We start from the raw sequence: 15253 nt of genomic DNA, 5'->3' as shown, positions 1-15253 counted from the left end.
CCGCCCGACCGTACCGTTGTCATGACCGCCGCCCCCCGACATCTGCTCCTGCTGCTCGTCGCCGCGCTCACGCTGCTGGGCGCCGTCTTCGCGACCGCCGGCGCGAGCGCGCAGGCAAGAGCGAAGAAGCCGCCGAAGCTGAGACTCGTCTTCACGCGCTGCTCCTCGACGCCGTACCCGTGCGCCGAGTCGCACTCGATCGTCGTGCGCGGCGGCAAGATGCTCGTCGGCGCCGGCGGGATGACGACGCGCGCGAGAGTCGAGTTCCCGGTCCGCAGCGCCGCCGGCAAGGCCGGCAAGCGCCGCGTCGGTGGTCGTCTGCGCACGAAGACGCGGCTGCTCGTGAGCGTGCCGAGAGACGCTGTCAGCGGCCTGATCCGCGTCGTCGTGCCCGGACCGCGCTACTCCAACGCGAAGCGCATCACGGTCCGCAAGCCGCCGGCCAAGGTCACCAGACCGGCGCCGACGTCGCCGCCGGCGATCGCGCCGCGCCCCGGCAGAAGCGTCTTCGACGGCAGCGGGATGTGGATCTGGTACCTCAGAAGAGCCGCCGGCGGCAACCCCGAGGCGATCGCCGCGAGAGCGGCCGCGGCGGGCGTGCGGACGATCTTCGTCAAGAGCGCCGACGGCGACGATCCGTGGGCGCAGTTCTCCTCCAGCGCCGTCGCGGCGTTGAAGGCGACGGGGCTGAACGTCTGCGGCTGGCAGTTCGTCTACGGCAGAGACCCGCTCGGCGAGGCGCGCGCGGGCGCGGCCGCGAAGGAGGCCGGCGCCGACTGCTTCGTGATCGACGCCGAGACCGCCTACGAGGGCAAGTACGCGCAGGCGCAGCGCTACACGAGAGCGCTGCGCGCCGCCGTCGGCGACGACTTCCCGATCGCGCTGACGAGCTTCCCCTACGTCCACTACCACCCGGGCTTCCCCTACTCCGTCTTCATGGCGCCGGGCGGTGCGACGTTCAACCTGCCGCAGGTCTACTGGAAGACGATAGGCACGTCGGTCGACACCAGCCTGCAGATCACCTACCAGTACAACACCGTCTACCAGCAGCCGATCTACCCGCTCGGGCAGACCTACGACGGCACCGCCGCCGCCGACGTGCGGCGCTTCCGGCAGCTGTCGGCCGGCTACGGCGCGACCGGCGTCAGCTGGTGGGTGTGGGATTTCGCCTCGACGTCGGACTGGGGCGCGGTCGGCGCGGACATAGACCCGGTCGAGGTGCTCGACGCGCCGCGCTATCCGACGCTGCGTGCGAACGGCTCGAAGACCGGTTCGAAGGGCGACCTCGTCGTGTGGGCGCAGCAGCACCTCGCCGGCGCCGGCGCCTCGATCAGAGTCGACGGCGACTACGGCCCCGGCACCGCGTCCGCCGTGCGCGCCTACCAGACGTCGAAGGGGCTGCCTGCGACGGGCGTGCTCGACGAGGCGACGTGGCCGACGCTGTTGCGCGAGACGCCGACGACGCCGAACTGGGCGGGCGCGGCGGCGAAGGCGGCGCGCGCGGGGCGGAGCGGGGCGCGGGCGGCGTCGGCGTCGGCGTCGGCCGGTGGCCTGCCGGCCGTGAACGGTCCGGCGTCCGCCGGGCTCAGAGCGCTGCGCGACGAGATCCCGGGCGGACCGCGGCGCTAGGAGCGCGGGGCCGGGCTGCGCGGAGCGCGGCCCGTCGCGGTCGCACCGAGCGCCGGGCCGCGCCCCGACGCGCGGCCCGTGCACCGTGAGGCGACCTATCTGGTCGCTTCCTCCAGCTGCTTCTTCGCATCCTCGAGCTGCTGCTTCGCGTCGTCGGGGAGGTCCGAGTCCTGCAGGTTGTCGATCGCGTCGCCGGCGGCGTCGGTCGCGTCTCTCTGGATCTCGTTCGCGCCGTCCTGGAGCTGTCTCTGCATCTCCTCGGCGGTGATCCTGCCGTCTCTGACCTGCTGCGCGAGGTCTCTCGCCTTCTGCTGCAGCGCTCTGCCCTTCTCCTGCAGCGCCTGGCCCTGCTGTCTCAGCGTGTTGACCGTGTCCTCGGCCGAGTCGCCGCCGCAACCTGCAAATGCGATTGCGCCGACCGCGCTGACCGCGAGCAGTGTCGACTTGAAACGCATGGAGTGCCTCCTCCGATTCGGTGTCCGTGCGTGCATCGGCGCACATCAAAGTGGATCTGGACCCCCGCGTCAGTCGTCCGAGGGTCTCGCTTCGGTCTCAGGACCGACGATCCCCCGCATCATCGCCCACGCGACCAGCTCGCGTGTGGTGCTCGCGTCAACGCGCTCGCGCCCCTGCCGCAGCAACCGCCGCACCTGGTGGATCGACACCCCCAGCCGCTCCGCGATCTCCGCATGCCGCAGCCCCGCCGCCGTCAGCGCGACCGCTTCGAGTTGGCGCGGAGTCAGCGGCGACCCGTCGGTCGCGGCCGGTCTCGGCGGCGCGTCCGCGAGGAAGAGGACAGGTTCGATGTCGTCAGACGACATCGAACCTGCGGTGTTCGGTGGGACCGGCTCGTCTCGTGTCGTCGCTCGTCCGGCGCGGGCGACGAGGGCGGCCAGCAGGGGTGGGATCGCGAGCAGACCCGCGGCGGTCAGGACCAGCAGCCGGCGGTCGCTGATCGCGTCGGGATCGGCGAGCAGCGGCATGAGCAGGCCGGCGGTCGCGAGCGCGCTCGCGGCGAGCGCGCGACGCGGGCTGGCGGTCATGCCGAGCGCGGCGAGGAGCAGCAGGATCGGCAGGAACAGCAGGCGGTTGTCGGGACCGAGCGCGGCGAGTGAGAGCCCCGCGATTGCGCCGAGCGCCGGCACGACGATCGGGCGGCGCTGCAGCGTCACGAACGCGACCGCGGGATCGCGCGCGGCGACCGCGAGCGCGATCAGCAGCAGCGCGCAGCAGCCGGCGCCGAACACCGCCGCCGCGCCGCTTGCCCGCAGCAGCACGAGCGTCAGCGCGTAGACGGTCGCCGCCGCGACGCCGAGCAGCCCGGCCTCGAACGCGGCGAAGCGCACGCTGTCGGCGGCGGCCAGGCGCGGCTCGGGGACGGCGCCGCCGACCCGCCGCGGATCCGGTGCGGCGGCATCGGCCGGGCGCGGATCCGCCGCTGTGTCGCCCGCGGCCTCCACGGCATCGCTCGGACCGCGGCCGAACCCGGCCGGCAGCGCGCGCGAGTGGTTGGTGCGCCTCAGGTCGGGCGCCATCCGCTCGCCACCAGTTCGTCGAGCGTGCGCGCCTGCGTCGTGCGTTTCGCGCGCTTGATCTGCGTGCGGACCGTCGCCAGCGACGTCCCGCGCACGTGTGCGATCTGCTTCGGCGTCAACCCGTCGGCGAGCAGGCCGACGACGGCCTCTTCGGCCGGGCTGAGCCGTGGCGAGCGGGTAGGCGCGGGGGCCGGCGCCGTGCGCGCCGCGGCCGCCGGTGTCGGGTGGGCGGTCGCCGCCGCTGATGCCGGTCCCATTGCCGCAGGCGCCGCTGCCGTCGCCGCGCCCATCGCCGCCTGCACCCGCCGCAGTGCCGCCACGCCGACGAGGCCGAGCAGGGCGATTGCGAGCGGGGCGAGCGTCGCGGTCGTCGCTTCGTCCGGCTCGCCGCCGCCGGGCAGCAGGCCGGTCAGCGAGGTGCCGGTCACGACGAAGACCGCGAGCTTGCCGAGTGCGAGCGCGGCGCCGGTCGCGACCGTCACGCGCCAGCCGGCGAGCGCCGCCGCGACGAGCACGATCCACATCGGCTGCGTCGCGAGGTTGCCGGGATAGCCGCCGTCGAACAGCGCCGGCACGAGCGCGACGACGCCGAGCGGCACCAGCAGCCATGCGCGCGCGGCGACGGGCGCGGCCCAGCGGGAGGCGGTCGCCAGCGCCGCCGTCCAGGCGGCGACGAAGCCGATCCCGCAGACGACGCTGACCGGATCCGGCCGCGACAGCAGCGCCGTCATCAGCGCGACGAGCGAGTCGGCGAGACCGATGAGGCAGGCGACGCGCAACGGCAGCAGCTCGCGCGCGCCCATGCCCGTCCGGTGCGCCGCGTCCGCCCGCCCGCCCGCACCCGCCGGCCGCTGACCGCGCCGGTCCTGCTCGCCCTCGTGGTCCTGTCCGTGATCCACGCCTTCGTCGCTCCTTCGCAGCGTCGATCCATCATTAGCAGGCCGCATCGCCACGCGGGCCCGGCGGCGGGCGACCGCGTACCCACTTCTGACCTCTGGTGGGACCCCTTCAGACGCGCGACCCTTCAACCTCGTGAGCGCGCAGCAGGAGACCCGGCGTGTGCCTTCAGCGGCCGCGCGGATGCCGTACGCCGACCGCCGCCCAGGCGGTCGCGGCGGCCTGCGAGCTGGTCGCGACGCCGAGCTTGGCGTGCACGTGCTGGAGGTGCTTCTCGACCGTGCGCGGCGAGATCCCCATCAGCGTGGCGGCCTCCGGGCCGGAGCGGCCGAGCGCGATCCAGCGCAGCGCCTCGGCCTCGCGCGCCGTCAGCCCGAGCCCCTGCAGCGCGGTCGCGCTCATGCCGCCGGTACCCGGTTCCAGCAGCAGGATCGTGGTGCCGTCGCCGTCGGGCCCGGGCAGCACGCGGACGGTCAGCGCCGTCTCGCCGGCGCCCAGCAGCAGCGGCTCCGTCGGCGGCGTCCCGCCGCTGCGCGCACCGCGCCGGGCGAGCGCGTCGATCAGCGGCTGCGGCAGGCGCGAGAACTGCTCGTCGAGGTCGAGGCGGTCGGCCAGCAGCAGCCGCGCGGCGTCGGTCGCGAAGTTCACGCGACCGTGGGAATCGACCACCAGCACTGGGTTCGTGAGCGCGTCGAGGCCCCGCTCCAGGGCCGCCAGCGTCGCCGCCCGCGCGGTCGACAGCTCGATCGTGCGGTACGCCTGGATCAGGTGCGGACGGGCCTGCGAGAGCAGCGTGCACTCGTCGTCGCTGAAGTCCTCCGGCCCGCGGCTGAGCGCGATCCCGACGACGACCGGCGGGCGCGACGGGAGCGTGAACGCGACCTGCGTCGCGACCCCGATCGGCTGGTAGATCTCGCGGTAGAGCGCGGTCCGCTGGAACGTCTCGTGGTCGACGAAGTCCGATATCCGGCGCGGCCGGCCGTCGCGTGTGCGACGCACGTATTCGAGCACCGGATGCTGGTGCGCCAGTCGCGCCCAGCGCACCGGCAGGTCGGCCGGCAGCACGGGCTCGGAGATCCCGATCATCCGCTCCGGGTCGTCGTCGACCTCGTTGTAGGCGGCGTAGTCGTTCGGCACCGCCTCGCGCAGCAGCGGCAGGATCCCGTGGCGGAACTCGTCCAGGTCGGCGAACCCGTAGGCGTCGCCGACGAGGGTCACCAGCCGCTGCTCCATCGCTTCCGTGCGCGCGCTCATCGCCGCCTGAGAGTACCCGCAGCGCCTACGCAGTTTCCACGTAGATCCCGCCCGCAAGGAGGCGTGTAGTGCCCGTGTCCACCCGTCCACCGGCGCCGCCGCACCTTCCCGCTCGCGAAGGCGGGCGGCTGCTGATGCGACGCGCACTCGTGCTCGCGGCCGCGTTCGCCGCGCTTGCGCTCGGTCTGGCTGGCCCGGCGACAGGCGGCGCCGGCGCCGTCACCTTCGGCAGCAGACTCGACCAGACAGCGAACCTCCCGTTCGGCTGCGAGGCGCGCCCGTATCCGGGCTTCGGCGGCGGGATACAGCTGCTGGCGACGAACGTCACGTCGTGCATGTGGTTCGCGGCGCCGCTGACGACGGCCTCGACCTACGTGCCGGGCGGCGACGGCAGAGTGACCGCCGCGCGCGTGCGCTCGGGCGCCAATCCCGCGCCGCTGCGGATCTCGATCATCAGCTCCGGCAGCGGGCTCTGCTGCACGCATCGCAGCAGCGGGCCGATCTTCACGCCGGCGCCGAACGCGGTCACGACCGTGCCGCTGGACCTGCCGGCCAGCACGGGCCTCGATCCCAACCGCCGCGGCGGCCAGTACAACGACATCGTCGTCGTCAGCGCCGTCGGGCCGGGTTCGCTGCCGGTGCACGACTTCGGCACGCACGGCACGTTCGACCTCAGCGCGCCGGCCGCGTCGTTCCTGCACCCGGAGCTGACGAACGGCAACTCCAACACCGACGTCGGCTGGATGGACGGCTACGAGGTGCTGCTGCAGGTCGACTGGGAGGCGACGCCGCCGCCGGCGCCGGTGCTGCCGCAGACCCCGCCGGTGCCGCCGGCAGTGCAGCCGCCTCCTGTTCAGCCGCAGCCGCAGCAGCCGGCAGCGCCGGTGCTGTCGAGACTGGGGCTGAGAGGGCGAACGCTGACGCTGAGCACGAGCGCGCCTGTCACGGTGACGGCGCGGCTGGAGCGCTGCACGACGCAGCGACGCAGACCGCGGCGCACCGTCTGCACCGGCGCCGGGCGCCTCAGAGCGGTCGCGCGCAGAGCGGGCGCGGTGAGATTCGCGCTGCCGGGGAGATTGAGCGGCGGCAGTTACCGGGTAACGGTGACAGCGCCGGGCGCGAACACGCTCGTCAAGAGACTCACGGTGCCGGCGGCGCGGACGAGAGCACGGCGGTAGGTGGCCTCACCGTGAGGGCGGGAGGACAGGGCGGTGCGGAAGTGGACTCCGCACCGCCCCTGGTCCGCCCTTGCAGCAGCTGCTGGTTGCCCGCCTGCTCCAGCTGCTTGTTCGCCATGTCGCGCGCGCGATCTACGCCGTGCCGCGCGCGAGCATGCCGCGCAGCGACAGCTTCGGCCCGATCCGCAGCGCCGCGCGCGAGTAGACCGTCGTCGCCAGCCGCAGCAGCAGCACCGTGCTGAGGAGGTTGATCGCGATCGAGACGAGCAGCTGCCACAGCGGCACGTCGCTCACCAGCCAGCGCGCCGGCATCGCCATCGGCGCGCTCGGCGGAAGGAACGACAATGTCGTCATCAGCCCGCCGTCGGGGTCCTGCAGCGCGACGAACGAGAGGATGTAGGAGCCGACCACGACCATGTTGAGCGCGCCGGTGCTCGACTGCAGGTCCTCCTGGCGCGAGACGAGCGCGCCGGCGACCGCGTAGACGCAGGCGTAGAGCGCGTAGCCGAGCAGGAACCAGAGCGCGACGATCGCGACCCAGCCGACCGTCACGTGCGGCAGGTCGACGGCGTTGAGCAGGCTCGCGCCGAGCAGCCCGACGGCGATCACGAGCAGGAACTGCGCGACCCCGAGCACGCCGAGGCCGACGATCTTGCCGGCCAGCAGCTCGCGCGGCCTGATCGCGCTCAACACGACCTCGATCACGCGCGAGGCCTTCTCTTCGACGATCCCTCCCGCGACCCACAGGCCGTAGGTGAAGATCGCCATGTACAGCAGCAGCACCGCGACGAACGCGATCGTCTGGCGCGCGCCGCGATCCGCGTTGCCGGGTTCGAGCACCCGCACCCGCAGCGGCGGCGGGTCGAGCGCGCTGTTGAGCTGCGCGGGCGGGACGCCGGCTCTGTCGAGCGCGTCGCGCAGCGCCAGCTGACGGCGCGTCGCCTGCACGGCCGCGGCGAGCGTGTCGTCGGGATCGTCCTTGACGAAGATCTGGCTGCCGTCGACGACCGCGGCGTCGACGTCGCCGTCGTCGACCGCGCGTCTGGCGGCGGCCGCGTCGTCGTAGGACGGCGTCTCGATCGTCGCGTCGAGCGCGGGGCCGGCGTCCTGCAGCGCCTGCGCGTACGGCTGCGAGGCCGCGCCGACGAGCGCGACCTTCTTCGTGTCCTCGCCGCCGCCGGTGAAGGCGGCGATCGCGAGCACGATCAGGATCGCGACGATCTGGACGGCGGTGCCGATCTGGAACGCGCGGCTGCGCGCGCGCTCGGTCAGCTCGCGGCGGGCGACGAGCCAGCGGGGGTTGACGCTGCTGCGCCCGCCGTTGCCGACGCTCATGCGGCCGGCCTCGCCGGGCACGGGCCGATGCCGCGGTCGCTCATCGCTGCGACCTCGTCGGTCGCTCGCTCATGCCCGCGCCGCCGCTGGAGCCGGCGCGTCACGCGCGCGTGCGTTGGTCTCACCGGCCGCCGGTGCGTCGGTCACGACCTCGCGGAACAGCTCGCTGAGCGTCGGCAGCACGAAGCTGAAGTGCGCCACCGGCCCGGTGGCGCGGGCGCGGTCGAGCACGTGCTGTGCGTCGGCGTCGTCGGCCAGCGCGACCAGCACGCCGCGCTCGCCGTCGCCGGCGCGCGGAACGACCTCGACACCGGGCAGGCCGGCGAGCCAACCGGCGTTCCCCGCGCGCCCGTCGTCGCCTTCCAGTTCGACGCGGACCATCCGGCGGCGGTGCTCGCGGCGCAGCTCCTCGACCCCGCCGGCCGCGACGATGCGGCCGTCCTTGACGATCGCGACGGTGTCGCAGAGGCGCTCGACCAGCTCGAGCTGGTGGGAGGAGAAGAGCACCGGCGCGCCGCGCTCGACCTCCTCGCGCAGGACCCCGGCGAGCACGTCGACGCCGATCGGGTCGAGGCCGGAGAACGGCTCGTCGAGCACCAGCAGGTCGGGGCCGTGGACGAGCGCGGCGGCGAGCTGGACGCGCTGCTGGTTGCCGAGCGAGAGCGACTCCAGCTCGTCGCGGGCGCGGTCCGCGAGGCCGAGCCGGTCGAGCAGGTCGTCGGTCGCGCGGCGCGCCTGCGTGCCGTCGAGCCCGTGCAGGCGGGCGAGGTAGACGAGCTGGTCGGCGATCCGCATCTTCGGGTAGAGGCCGCGCTCCTCCGGCATGTAGCCGAAGCGGCGGCGGTCGTCGGCGTCGAGCGGCCGGCCGTTCCAGCTGACCGTCCCGCTGTCGGCCCCGAGCACCCCGAGGACGATTCGCATCGTGCTCGTCTTGCCGGCGCCGTTGGGCCCGACGAAGCCGGTCATGCGGCCCGGCTCGACGTCGAGCGAGAGGCCGTCGAGCGCGACCACGGAGCCATAGCGGAGGTGGAGATCGCGGCACTGCAGCACGGCGGCGGAACCTACTGACATCGAGGCTGATGCTGCCCCTTGCAACGGCGCGTAAACGCTCCATGAGCGCGCGCGGACCGTCGCGCGGGGTAGGCTCGCACCATGCTCGTTCGCGACGCCGGCGACGCCTGGCAGATCGTCCTGCAGCCCGACCACGGCGATCTCGCCGGGCAGCTCGTCGCCGCGTGGGGCGGGGAGGGGTTCACGCGGCCGGCCCGCCACGCGTCGGCGGTGCTCGCGGCGACGCGCCACGACGACGGCTGGAGCGTCTGGGACCGGCGCCCGCGGATCGATCCCGACAGCGGTGCGCCGCAGAACTTCCTCGGCGTCGCGGTTGCGCCGCACCTCGCCTTCTACCGCGCCGGCGTCGAGGTCGTCTGCGACGAGGACCCGTACGCGGGGCTGCTCGTCTCGATGCACATGAGCGGCCTCTACCGCCGCCGCTACGGCGTCGTCCCCGCGGGCGAGATGAGACTCGATCCGGACCTGCGCGCGATGGCCGACGTCTTCTGCGACCAGGAGGAGGAGCGCCAGGCCGCGCTCGCGGCGCAACTCGACGTCTCCGAGGAGGAGCGCTGGCACGACTATGCGCTGCTGCAGGTCGCCGACCTCGTCTCGCTCTTCTGCGGCCTCGGCGACCTCGAGAGCGGCACGGCGCGCGGTGCCGCGGAGGACGTCCCGATCGAGGGCGGCGGCAGATTGCGCGTCACGATCGACCCGCTCGGTCCCTGGCGTCTGCGCTTCTCGCCGTACCCGTTCGCCGACAGATCGCTGGCGCTGACGATGGTGCGCCGCCTGGTCCCCAAGCGCACATGGGCGACCGACGCCGAGTTCCGCGAGGACTTCGCGGCGGCGACGCCGCAGACGGTCCGGATCTTCGTGCAGCCGTAGGGGCGGTCGCGGCGGCGGGGCCGCACGTCGCCGGCGGCGGCGAGCACCGAAGGTCTACTGCGGCTCTACAGCAGTAACCCTTCGGTCCTCACCTCTTTGCCCGCCGCTTCCCGCCGGCTTCTGCCGCTTGGGCTCAGGCCGGGTTCGCGTACGCGCGCCGCACGGTCACGGCGGTGCCGTAGGCGGCGACCTCGCTCATCACGTTGCCGATGTCGTTGCAGTCGAAGCGCATCGCGATGACGGCGTTGGCGCCATGCTCGCCGGCGGCTTCCTTCAGCCGCTCGACGGCGTGGTTGCGCGACTCGGTCAGCAGCTTCGTGTAGCCCTTCACCTCGCCGCCGGCGATCGTGCGGAAGGACGCGCCGATGTTGCCGAACGCGTTGCGCGCCCGCACGACGAGGCCGAACACCTCGCCGTACACCTCCACGATCTCGTAGCCGGGCAGGTCGTTCATCGTGGTGATGATGATGTCGTCGTCGCTCATGACGGCGAACGTTGCCAGCGGCCCCGGACGGGCCGCTGGCAGACATCGCTACGCCGTCGCGTGCGCCGCGGCGAGCAGCTCGGAGGCGACGCGGTCGGTCGCGTCTCCCGTGCCGCCGAGCAGCCGTCGCGACAGCTGCGCGCGGCGGAAGAACAGCGGCGCGTCGTGCTCCCAGGTGGCGCCGATCCCGCCGTGGACGGAGATCAGCTCGCGCGCGGCGTAGTCGAGCGCCGCACCCGCGGCCGAGCGTGCGGCGCTGGCCGCAACCGCGAATTCGGCCGGCGCGTCCTGCCGCGCCCAGCCGGCGTAGTAGAGCAGCGAGCGCACGTTCTCCTGCCGCCGCAGCACCTCTGTCAGCGCGTGCTTGACCGCCTGGTAGGAGCCGATCGCGCGGCCGAACGTGTAACGCTCCTTCGCGTACTCGAGCGATCGCGTCAGCGACTCCTCGACCGTGCCGAGCGACTCGGCCGCGATCAGCGCATGCGTCAGGTACCAGGCCGCCGCCAGCTCGTCGGCGCCGACCTGCAGGCGCCGAGCGCGCGCACCGTCGAGCGTGACGTGGCCGAGCGCGCGCGTCGCGTCGTACGCCGTCGTCGGCTCGACGCTGACGCCCCGGGCCGGAGTGCCGTCGGCGTCACCGCCGACCAGCAGCGCGACCGGCGTGTCGCCGTCGAGCGCGACCACGACGAGCACGTCGGCACCCGGCGCGTCCGGCACCCAGGCGACCTCGCCGCTGACGGTCGCGTCATAGCGACCGCCCTCCGCGTCGTCGCCGCTCGCGAGCGGGCCGACGGTCGGCGCGGCCGCGCGGCGCTTGCCGCCGCGCGGCTCGGCCGTCCACGCCGGATCGCGGTCGTCGCCGGGACGCAGCGGCACGAACGCCGCCCGCTGCTCACCGGCGGCGAGCGCCGCGAGCAGCTTCGGATGCTGCCCGTCCACGTTCAGCAGCGCCGTCGCGGGCAGGTGCCCGAGCAGCGCGACGGACGCCAGCACGCGCCCGGCCTCGGCCATCACGAGCATCGCGTCGAGCGCGCCCAACTCCGCGCCGCCATGCTGCTCGTCGATCAGCAGGCCCGTCCAGCCCGCCTGCGACGCCGTCGGCCACAGGTCCGGCAGCGCCTCGCCCTCCAGGGCCGCGCGCGCGGCCTCGACCGTTCTGACACGGCCGAGCGCGTCACGCGCGGCCTCGCGCAGGAAGACCTGCTCGTCCGACAGCTCGAAGTTCATGCCTTCACCTCCTGGCGCTCCTTGGCGCGCAGCTCCGAGAACGGGACGCCCTTGTCCAGCCGTGGTTCGGGTGGCAGCCCGAGCACGCGCTCGCCGATCGTGTTGCGCAGGATCTCCTCGGTGCCGCCGGCCGACTTGAGGCCCGGCAGGAACGAGATCAGGTCCGCCCACTCGCCTTCGGCGAGCGCGTCGGGCCCGAGCACGTCGGCGATCAGGTCGCCGGCCGCGATCGCGGCGTTGACCGCCGTGACCTTGCCGAGCCCGGCCTCCGGGCCGGGGATCTGGCCGCGGCTGAGCGCCGTCAAGAGGCGGTAGCCGTTGAAGCGCAGCGCGAGCAGTTCGCTCGCCAGCTCGCCGAACTCCCGCCGCACCTCGGAGTCCGCCGAGGCAGCCTCGTCGGAGGCGAGCGCCGCGGCGAAGCGGTCGGCGCGGTAGCCGAGGCCCTCGCTGCCGGCGCCGATCGTCAGGCGTTCGAACATCAGCGTCGTCAGCGCGACGCCCCAGCCGCCGTTGACGGCGCCGACCTCGCTGCCGGGCTCCAGCCGCACGTCGTCGAAGAAGACCTCGTTGAACTCGGGCTCGCCGGAGATCTGGCGCAGCGGCACGATCGTGACGCCGGCGGCGTCCATCGGCACGATGAACATCGTCAGGCCCTTGTGCTTGGCGACGTCGGCGTCGGTGCGCGCGAGGATCAGGCCGAAGGCGGAGAACTGCGCGTTCGTCGTCCAGACCTTCTGGCCCGTGATCCGCCAGCCACCGTCGTCGTCGCGCTTGGCGCGGCACTGCACGCCGGCGAGGTCCGAGCCGGCCGCGGGCTCGGAGAAGAGCTGGCACCAGACCTCGTCGCCGTGCAGCATCGGGCCGAGGTAGCGCTGCTTCTGCGCGTCGTTGCCGTGCGCGATGATCGTCGGGCCGAGCATCCCGACGCCGATCACGTCGAGGATCCCGGGCACGCCCTTGCGCGAGATCTCCTGGTTGACGATCACCTGCTCCAGCGGTCCGCGGCCGCCGCCGCCGTGCTCCGCCGGCCAGGTGACGCCGACGTAGCGCGCCTCCGCCAGCCGCCGTTGCCACGCGCGATGCGCGGCAACCGCCTCCGCATCGTCGCCGGTCCCCCGCTCATGCGGCGCGTGCGAGGCGTTCTGGTCGAGCCACGCCCGCACCTCGCTGCGGTATGCGGCCTGCTCTGGCGTGTCGTTGAGATCCACGTCGCTCCTTCCTGGCTGGCTGGCCAAATCTCCTGGCCGAGCACGATACCGGCCGCGAGACTCCAACCCGGCAGTGCCCGATCGCCTCCTCCCGCCCGGGGTGTTCATCTGTCGCCGCTATTTATCGTGGAAAGTGTGTCAATTGTGCGTAGGGGTGTTCGCTAATGCAGCAAAGCCTGCGTCAAGCAAGCGCGCGGCCTGTTTGCCGGGATCCGGGGAGTCGAGCAGGACGACGATCAGTCTCTTGTCGCCGCGGTGGGCGGCGCCGACGAAGCAGCGGCCGGCGGCGTCGGTGAAGCCGGTCTTGACGCCGTCGACGCCGGGGTAGCCGGCCAGCAGCAGCGGGTTGTGGTTGGCGAGCCAGACTCTGCCGCCTCTGATCGGCAGCGGCATCGCCGTCAGCCGCGTGCGCACCACGCGCGCGAGGCGCGGCTTGCTCAGCAGTTCGTGCGCCAGCAGCGCGAGGTCCGGCGCGCACGACCAGTTGCCGCGGTCGACGATGCCGGAGGGGGAGGCGAAGCGGGTGCAGCTGAGGCCGAGTTCACGCGCACGCGCGTTCATCAACCGCACGAATCTCGGCACGCTGCCGGCGATGTGTTGCGCGAGCGCGATCGCGGCGTCGTTGCCGGACGGCAGCAGCAGCCCGTACAGCAGCGTCTCGGCCTGCACGCGACGGCCTCTCGGCAGCATGCCGACGCCGGAGCCGGCGTAGGCGAGCGCCTCGGGCGTGATCGGGACCGGATCGCGCGGGCTCGTGCGCTCCGCGACAAGCAGCGCGGTCATCATCTTCGTGACGCTGGCGATCGGCAGTCGCAGCTCCGGCTCGTCGCGCCACAGCACGCGACCCGTGGCCGCGTCGACGAGCAGGCCGCTGCGCGGCGGCTTGCGCAGTCTCGTCGTGACGACCGTGTCGGGCGAGGGGATCCGCGCCCAGTCGTGCGGCTGCGGCGTCGGCGGAGCGTCTGCGAGCGGGCCGCTGCCGGTGGCGGCGGCTGCGGGCGCCGGTCCCATCGGGCCGCCGCGACCGCCCGCGGCGGTGTCGAGCCGGTCGCTGCGCAGCGCGACGAAGCCGCCCGCGACGACGAGCGCGACCGCGCACGCGAGCGCGGTCCAACCCAGGCGCAAGGAGCGCCCGCGGCGCCGTCTGCCGCGATGGACGGACACGCGAGAGAGGATGGCAGGCCGACCCCGCTGGCGCAGCGCCCGGGCGTCACCGCGAATTGAGGCGCCGGCGAGCAGCCCGACGAGGAGACCGACCGCCGGGCGTCACGCCGAGCTGAGCCCTCTGTCGAGCAGCGCCACGAGCCGCGCGAAGCTCTCGTCGACCTCCTCCGCCATCCCGAAGCCACCGCTCGTCTCGATCGCGACGAAGCCGTGCAACGCGCTGCGCACGCCGCGGATCGCGTGGATCGCGTCCGATCCCTCCAGGCCGTAGCCGGACAGCAGCGCGGCGAAGACCCCGACCGCCGCGCTGCCGGCCGCGACGGCATCGGGGTCGTCGGGATCCGGCGGTTGCTGCAAGGCCAGATATGTGCCGGGATGCGCCAGCGCGTAGGCGCGGTAGGCGTCCGCGGCCGCTCGCAGCGCGTCGCCGCGCGCCTTGCCGACGGCCGCGCCGCCGACGACCTCGGCCAGTTCGGCGGCGCCGCGCGCGCCGAGCCGGCGGCGCAGGTCGTCGAGCCCACCGACGTGGCTGTAGAGCGACGGCGTGCGCACGCCGAGCGCGGCGGCGAGCCGTGCGAGCGTGAGTGCGTCGAGGCCGTCGGCGTCGGCGAGCGCGGCGGCTGCGTCGACGACGGCGGCGGGGGTGAGACCGGCGCGGGCCATCAGCGCGCCGCCTTCGCCAGCGCCTCGTCGATCGCGCGCGCCGGCGCCGGCACCGCGCGGCCGTGGCCGGGCGCCAGCAGCGTCGGCTCCAGCGCGCGCAGCTCGCGCGCGCTCTGCAACGCCCGCTCCCCGTCCCAGGTCCCGAACGCGACGAGCGGGAAGCGCCAGTTGCCGGCGCCAGCGACGGTCGTGCCGCCGATCGTGCTGAAGGCGTCGCCGCAGATCAGCGCGCGGTCGCGGGTGTCCAGCAGCGCGACGTGCCCGGGCGTGTGGCCGGGACTGGCGACGACCTCGAGGCTGCCGACGCGGTCGCCCGGCGCCAGCAGCACGTCGGGCTGCGTGGCGACCTTCGACCAGGTGCCTCTGAGCTTGCGCGTGCTCTCGCCGGGATCGAACGTTCTGTCGCCGGCGAGGATGCGTGCGTCGCGAGCGGGGATCAGCACCTCGACCGCGTCGCCGAGTCGGGCGCGCAGCGCGTCGAGCGAGCCGGTGTGGTCGCCGTGGCCGTGCGTCAGCACGATCCGGCGGATCGGCGCGCCCAGTTCGGCGGCCGCGCCCACCAGGCCGCCGGCGCTGCCCGCCGCCATCGTGTCGACGAGCGTGAAGCCGTCGTCCTCGCGCACGAGGTAGGCGTTCATCAGGCCGAAGCGGGTCAGCTGGGCGATCTGCTCGGTCACTCTCGTGGTGCGCATGGGGAACCTCCAAGTCATCTCCGAATGTTCTTAGGAGATTACCTAA

Annotated in this window: 15 protein-coding genes; 3 read left to right on the top strand and 12 right to left on the bottom strand. The window is 73.7% G+C overall.

From position 1 onward, the window contains the following. Positions 1-21 precede the first annotated feature (21 nt). The gene (locus Q7L65_RS25755; protein ID WP_304726043.1) at positions 22-1629 is read left to right on the top strand and encodes a peptidoglycan-binding protein; all 1608 of its coding nucleotides are present in this window, start codon (positions 22-24) and stop codon (positions 1627-1629) included. Positions 1630-1724: 95 nt separating this feature from the next. Here Q7L65_RS25755 and Q7L65_RS25750 read toward each other — a convergent pair whose 3' ends face one another. From Q7L65_RS25750 to Q7L65_RS25735, 4 genes are all read right to left on the bottom strand, one after another. After that, the gene (locus Q7L65_RS25750; RefSeq protein WP_304726040.1) at positions 1725-2084 is read right to left on the bottom strand and encodes a hypothetical protein; all 360 of its coding nucleotides are present in this window, start codon (positions 2082-2084) and stop codon (positions 1725-1727) included. A gap of 69 nt (positions 2085-2153) precedes the next feature. Further along, positions 2154-3164, bottom strand: coding sequence for a helix-turn-helix transcriptional regulator (locus Q7L65_RS25745; RefSeq protein WP_304726038.1), 1011 nt, complete (start codon positions 3162-3164; stop codon positions 2154-2156). Beyond that, complete coding sequence (locus Q7L65_RS25740) at positions 3149-4063, bottom strand: helix-turn-helix transcriptional regulator (RefSeq protein WP_304726036.1); 915 nt, start codon at positions 4061-4063, stop codon at positions 3149-3151. The genes Q7L65_RS25745 and Q7L65_RS25740 overlap by 16 nt, the downstream gene beginning before the upstream one ends. Before the next feature lie 166 nt (positions 4064-4229). Further along, positions 4230-5315 (bottom strand): response regulator transcription factor, encoded by a 1086-nt coding sequence (locus Q7L65_RS25735; RefSeq protein WP_304726034.1) that lies wholly within the window; start codon positions 5313-5315, stop codon positions 4230-4232. A gap of 134 nt (positions 5316-5449) precedes the next feature. On the opposite strand from Q7L65_RS25735, the gene Q7L65_RS25730 reads away from it, so the two are divergent. Beyond that, complete coding sequence (locus tag Q7L65_RS25730; RefSeq protein ID WP_304726032.1) at positions 5450-6493, top strand: hypothetical protein; 1044 nt, start codon at positions 5450-5452, stop codon at positions 6491-6493. Between the two features lie 132 nt (positions 6494-6625). On the opposite strand, the gene Q7L65_RS25725 is transcribed toward Q7L65_RS25730, so the two are convergent. Then, on the bottom strand, positions 6626-7828 hold the full coding sequence (locus tag Q7L65_RS25725) for an ABC transporter permease (protein WP_304726031.1): 1203 nt from the start codon (positions 7826-7828) through the stop codon (positions 6626-6628). A 69-nt stretch (positions 7829-7897) separates the two neighbouring features. Then, positions 7898-8899 carry an ABC transporter ATP-binding protein gene (locus Q7L65_RS25720; protein ID WP_304726030.1) on the bottom strand — a complete coding sequence of 334 codons (1002 nt, stop codon included), beginning with the start codon at positions 8897-8899 and terminating at the stop codon, positions 7898-7900. A gap of 81 nt (positions 8900-8980) precedes the next feature. On the opposite strand from Q7L65_RS25720, the gene Q7L65_RS25715 reads away from it, so the two are divergent. Then, complete coding sequence (locus Q7L65_RS25715; RefSeq protein ID WP_304726028.1) at positions 8981-9769, top strand: DUF3891 family protein; 789 nt, start codon at positions 8981-8983, stop codon at positions 9767-9769. A gap of 133 nt (positions 9770-9902) precedes the next feature. Here the strand turns inward: Q7L65_RS25715 and Q7L65_RS25710 are convergent, their stop codons facing one another. The 6 genes from Q7L65_RS25710 to Q7L65_RS25685 form a co-directional block, all read right to left on the bottom strand. Next, positions 9903-10253, bottom strand: coding sequence for a YbjQ family protein (locus Q7L65_RS25710; protein WP_304726026.1), 351 nt, complete (start codon positions 10251-10253; stop codon positions 9903-9905). A gap of 48 nt (positions 10254-10301) precedes the next feature. Continuing rightward, entirely contained in the window at positions 10302-11480 is a 1179-nt protein-coding gene (locus tag Q7L65_RS25705) for an acyl-CoA dehydrogenase family protein (protein WP_304726025.1), read from the bottom strand. Next, positions 11477-12688 (bottom strand): acyl-CoA dehydrogenase family protein, encoded by a 1212-nt coding sequence (locus Q7L65_RS25700; RefSeq protein ID WP_304726024.1) that lies wholly within the window; start codon positions 12686-12688, stop codon positions 11477-11479. The genes Q7L65_RS25705 and Q7L65_RS25700 overlap by 4 nt, the downstream gene beginning before the upstream one ends. A gap of 138 nt (positions 12689-12826) precedes the next feature. Beyond that, positions 12827-13852, bottom strand: a complete 1026-nt coding sequence (locus tag Q7L65_RS25695) for a D-alanyl-D-alanine carboxypeptidase family protein (protein WP_304726022.1) — start codon at positions 13850-13852, stop codon at positions 12827-12829. A gap of 102 nt (positions 13853-13954) precedes the next feature. After that, entirely contained in the window at positions 13955-14515 is a 561-nt protein-coding gene (locus Q7L65_RS25690; protein ID WP_304726020.1) for a TetR-like C-terminal domain-containing protein, read from the bottom strand. Next, complete coding sequence (locus Q7L65_RS25685; protein ID WP_304726017.1) at positions 14515-15207, bottom strand: MBL fold metallo-hydrolase; 693 nt, start codon at positions 15205-15207, stop codon at positions 14515-14517. Before Q7L65_RS25685 ends, Q7L65_RS25690 begins: the two co-directional genes overlap by 1 nt. Between the last annotated feature and the right edge of the window lie 46 nt (positions 15208-15253).

Origin of the sequence: Conexibacter sp. CPCC 206217 (genome assembly GCF_030646165.1) — a bacterium.
Lineage (GTDB): Bacteria > Actinomycetota > Thermoleophilia > Solirubrobacterales > Solirubrobacteraceae > Conexibacter.
The sequence above is the reverse complement of the archived record's forward strand: the minus strand, read 5'-3'. Positions and strand labels throughout refer to the sequence as shown.

Coding starts and splice junctions, on each gene's coding strand:
- Q7L65_RS25745 (WP_304726038.1), bottom strand. CDS start 3,164: ATGGCGCCCGACCTGAGGCGCACCAACCACTCGCGCGCGCTGCCGGCC.
- Q7L65_RS25750 (WP_304726040.1), bottom strand. CDS start 2,084: ATGCGTTTCAAGTCGACACTGCTCGCGGTCAGCGCGGTCGGCGCAATC.
- Q7L65_RS25690 (WP_304726020.1), bottom strand. CDS start 14,515: ATGGCCCGCGCCGGTCTCACCCCCGCCGCCGTCGTCGACGCAGCCGCC.
- Q7L65_RS25705 (WP_304726025.1), bottom strand. CDS start 11,480: ATGAACTTCGAGCTGTCGGACGAGCAGGTCTTCCTGCGCGAGGCCGCG.
- Q7L65_RS25730 (WP_304726032.1), top strand. CDS start 5,450: ATGCGACGCGCACTCGTGCTCGCGGCCGCGTTCGCCGCGCTTGCGCTC.
- Q7L65_RS25710 (WP_304726026.1), bottom strand. CDS start 10,253: ATGAGCGACGACGACATCATCATCACCACGATGAACGACCTGCCCGGC.
- Q7L65_RS25685 (WP_304726017.1), bottom strand. CDS start 15,207: ATGCGCACCACGAGAGTGACCGAGCAGATCGCCCAGCTGACCCGCTTC.
- Q7L65_RS25720 (WP_304726030.1), bottom strand. CDS start 8,899: ATGTCAGTAGGTTCCGCCGCCGTGCTGCAGTGCCGCGATCTCCACCTC.
- Q7L65_RS25755 (WP_304726043.1), top strand. CDS start 22: ATGACCGCCGCCCCCCGACATCTGCTCCTGCTGCTCGTCGCCGCGCTC.
- Q7L65_RS25735 (WP_304726034.1), bottom strand. CDS start 5,315: ATGAGCGCGCGCACGGAAGCGATGGAGCAGCGGCTGGTGACCCTCGTC.
- Q7L65_RS25725 (WP_304726031.1), bottom strand. CDS start 7,828: ATGAGCGTCGGCAACGGCGGGCGCAGCAGCGTCAACCCCCGCTGGCTC.
- Q7L65_RS25715 (WP_304726028.1), top strand. CDS start 8,981: ATGCTCGTTCGCGACGCCGGCGACGCCTGGCAGATCGTCCTGCAGCCC.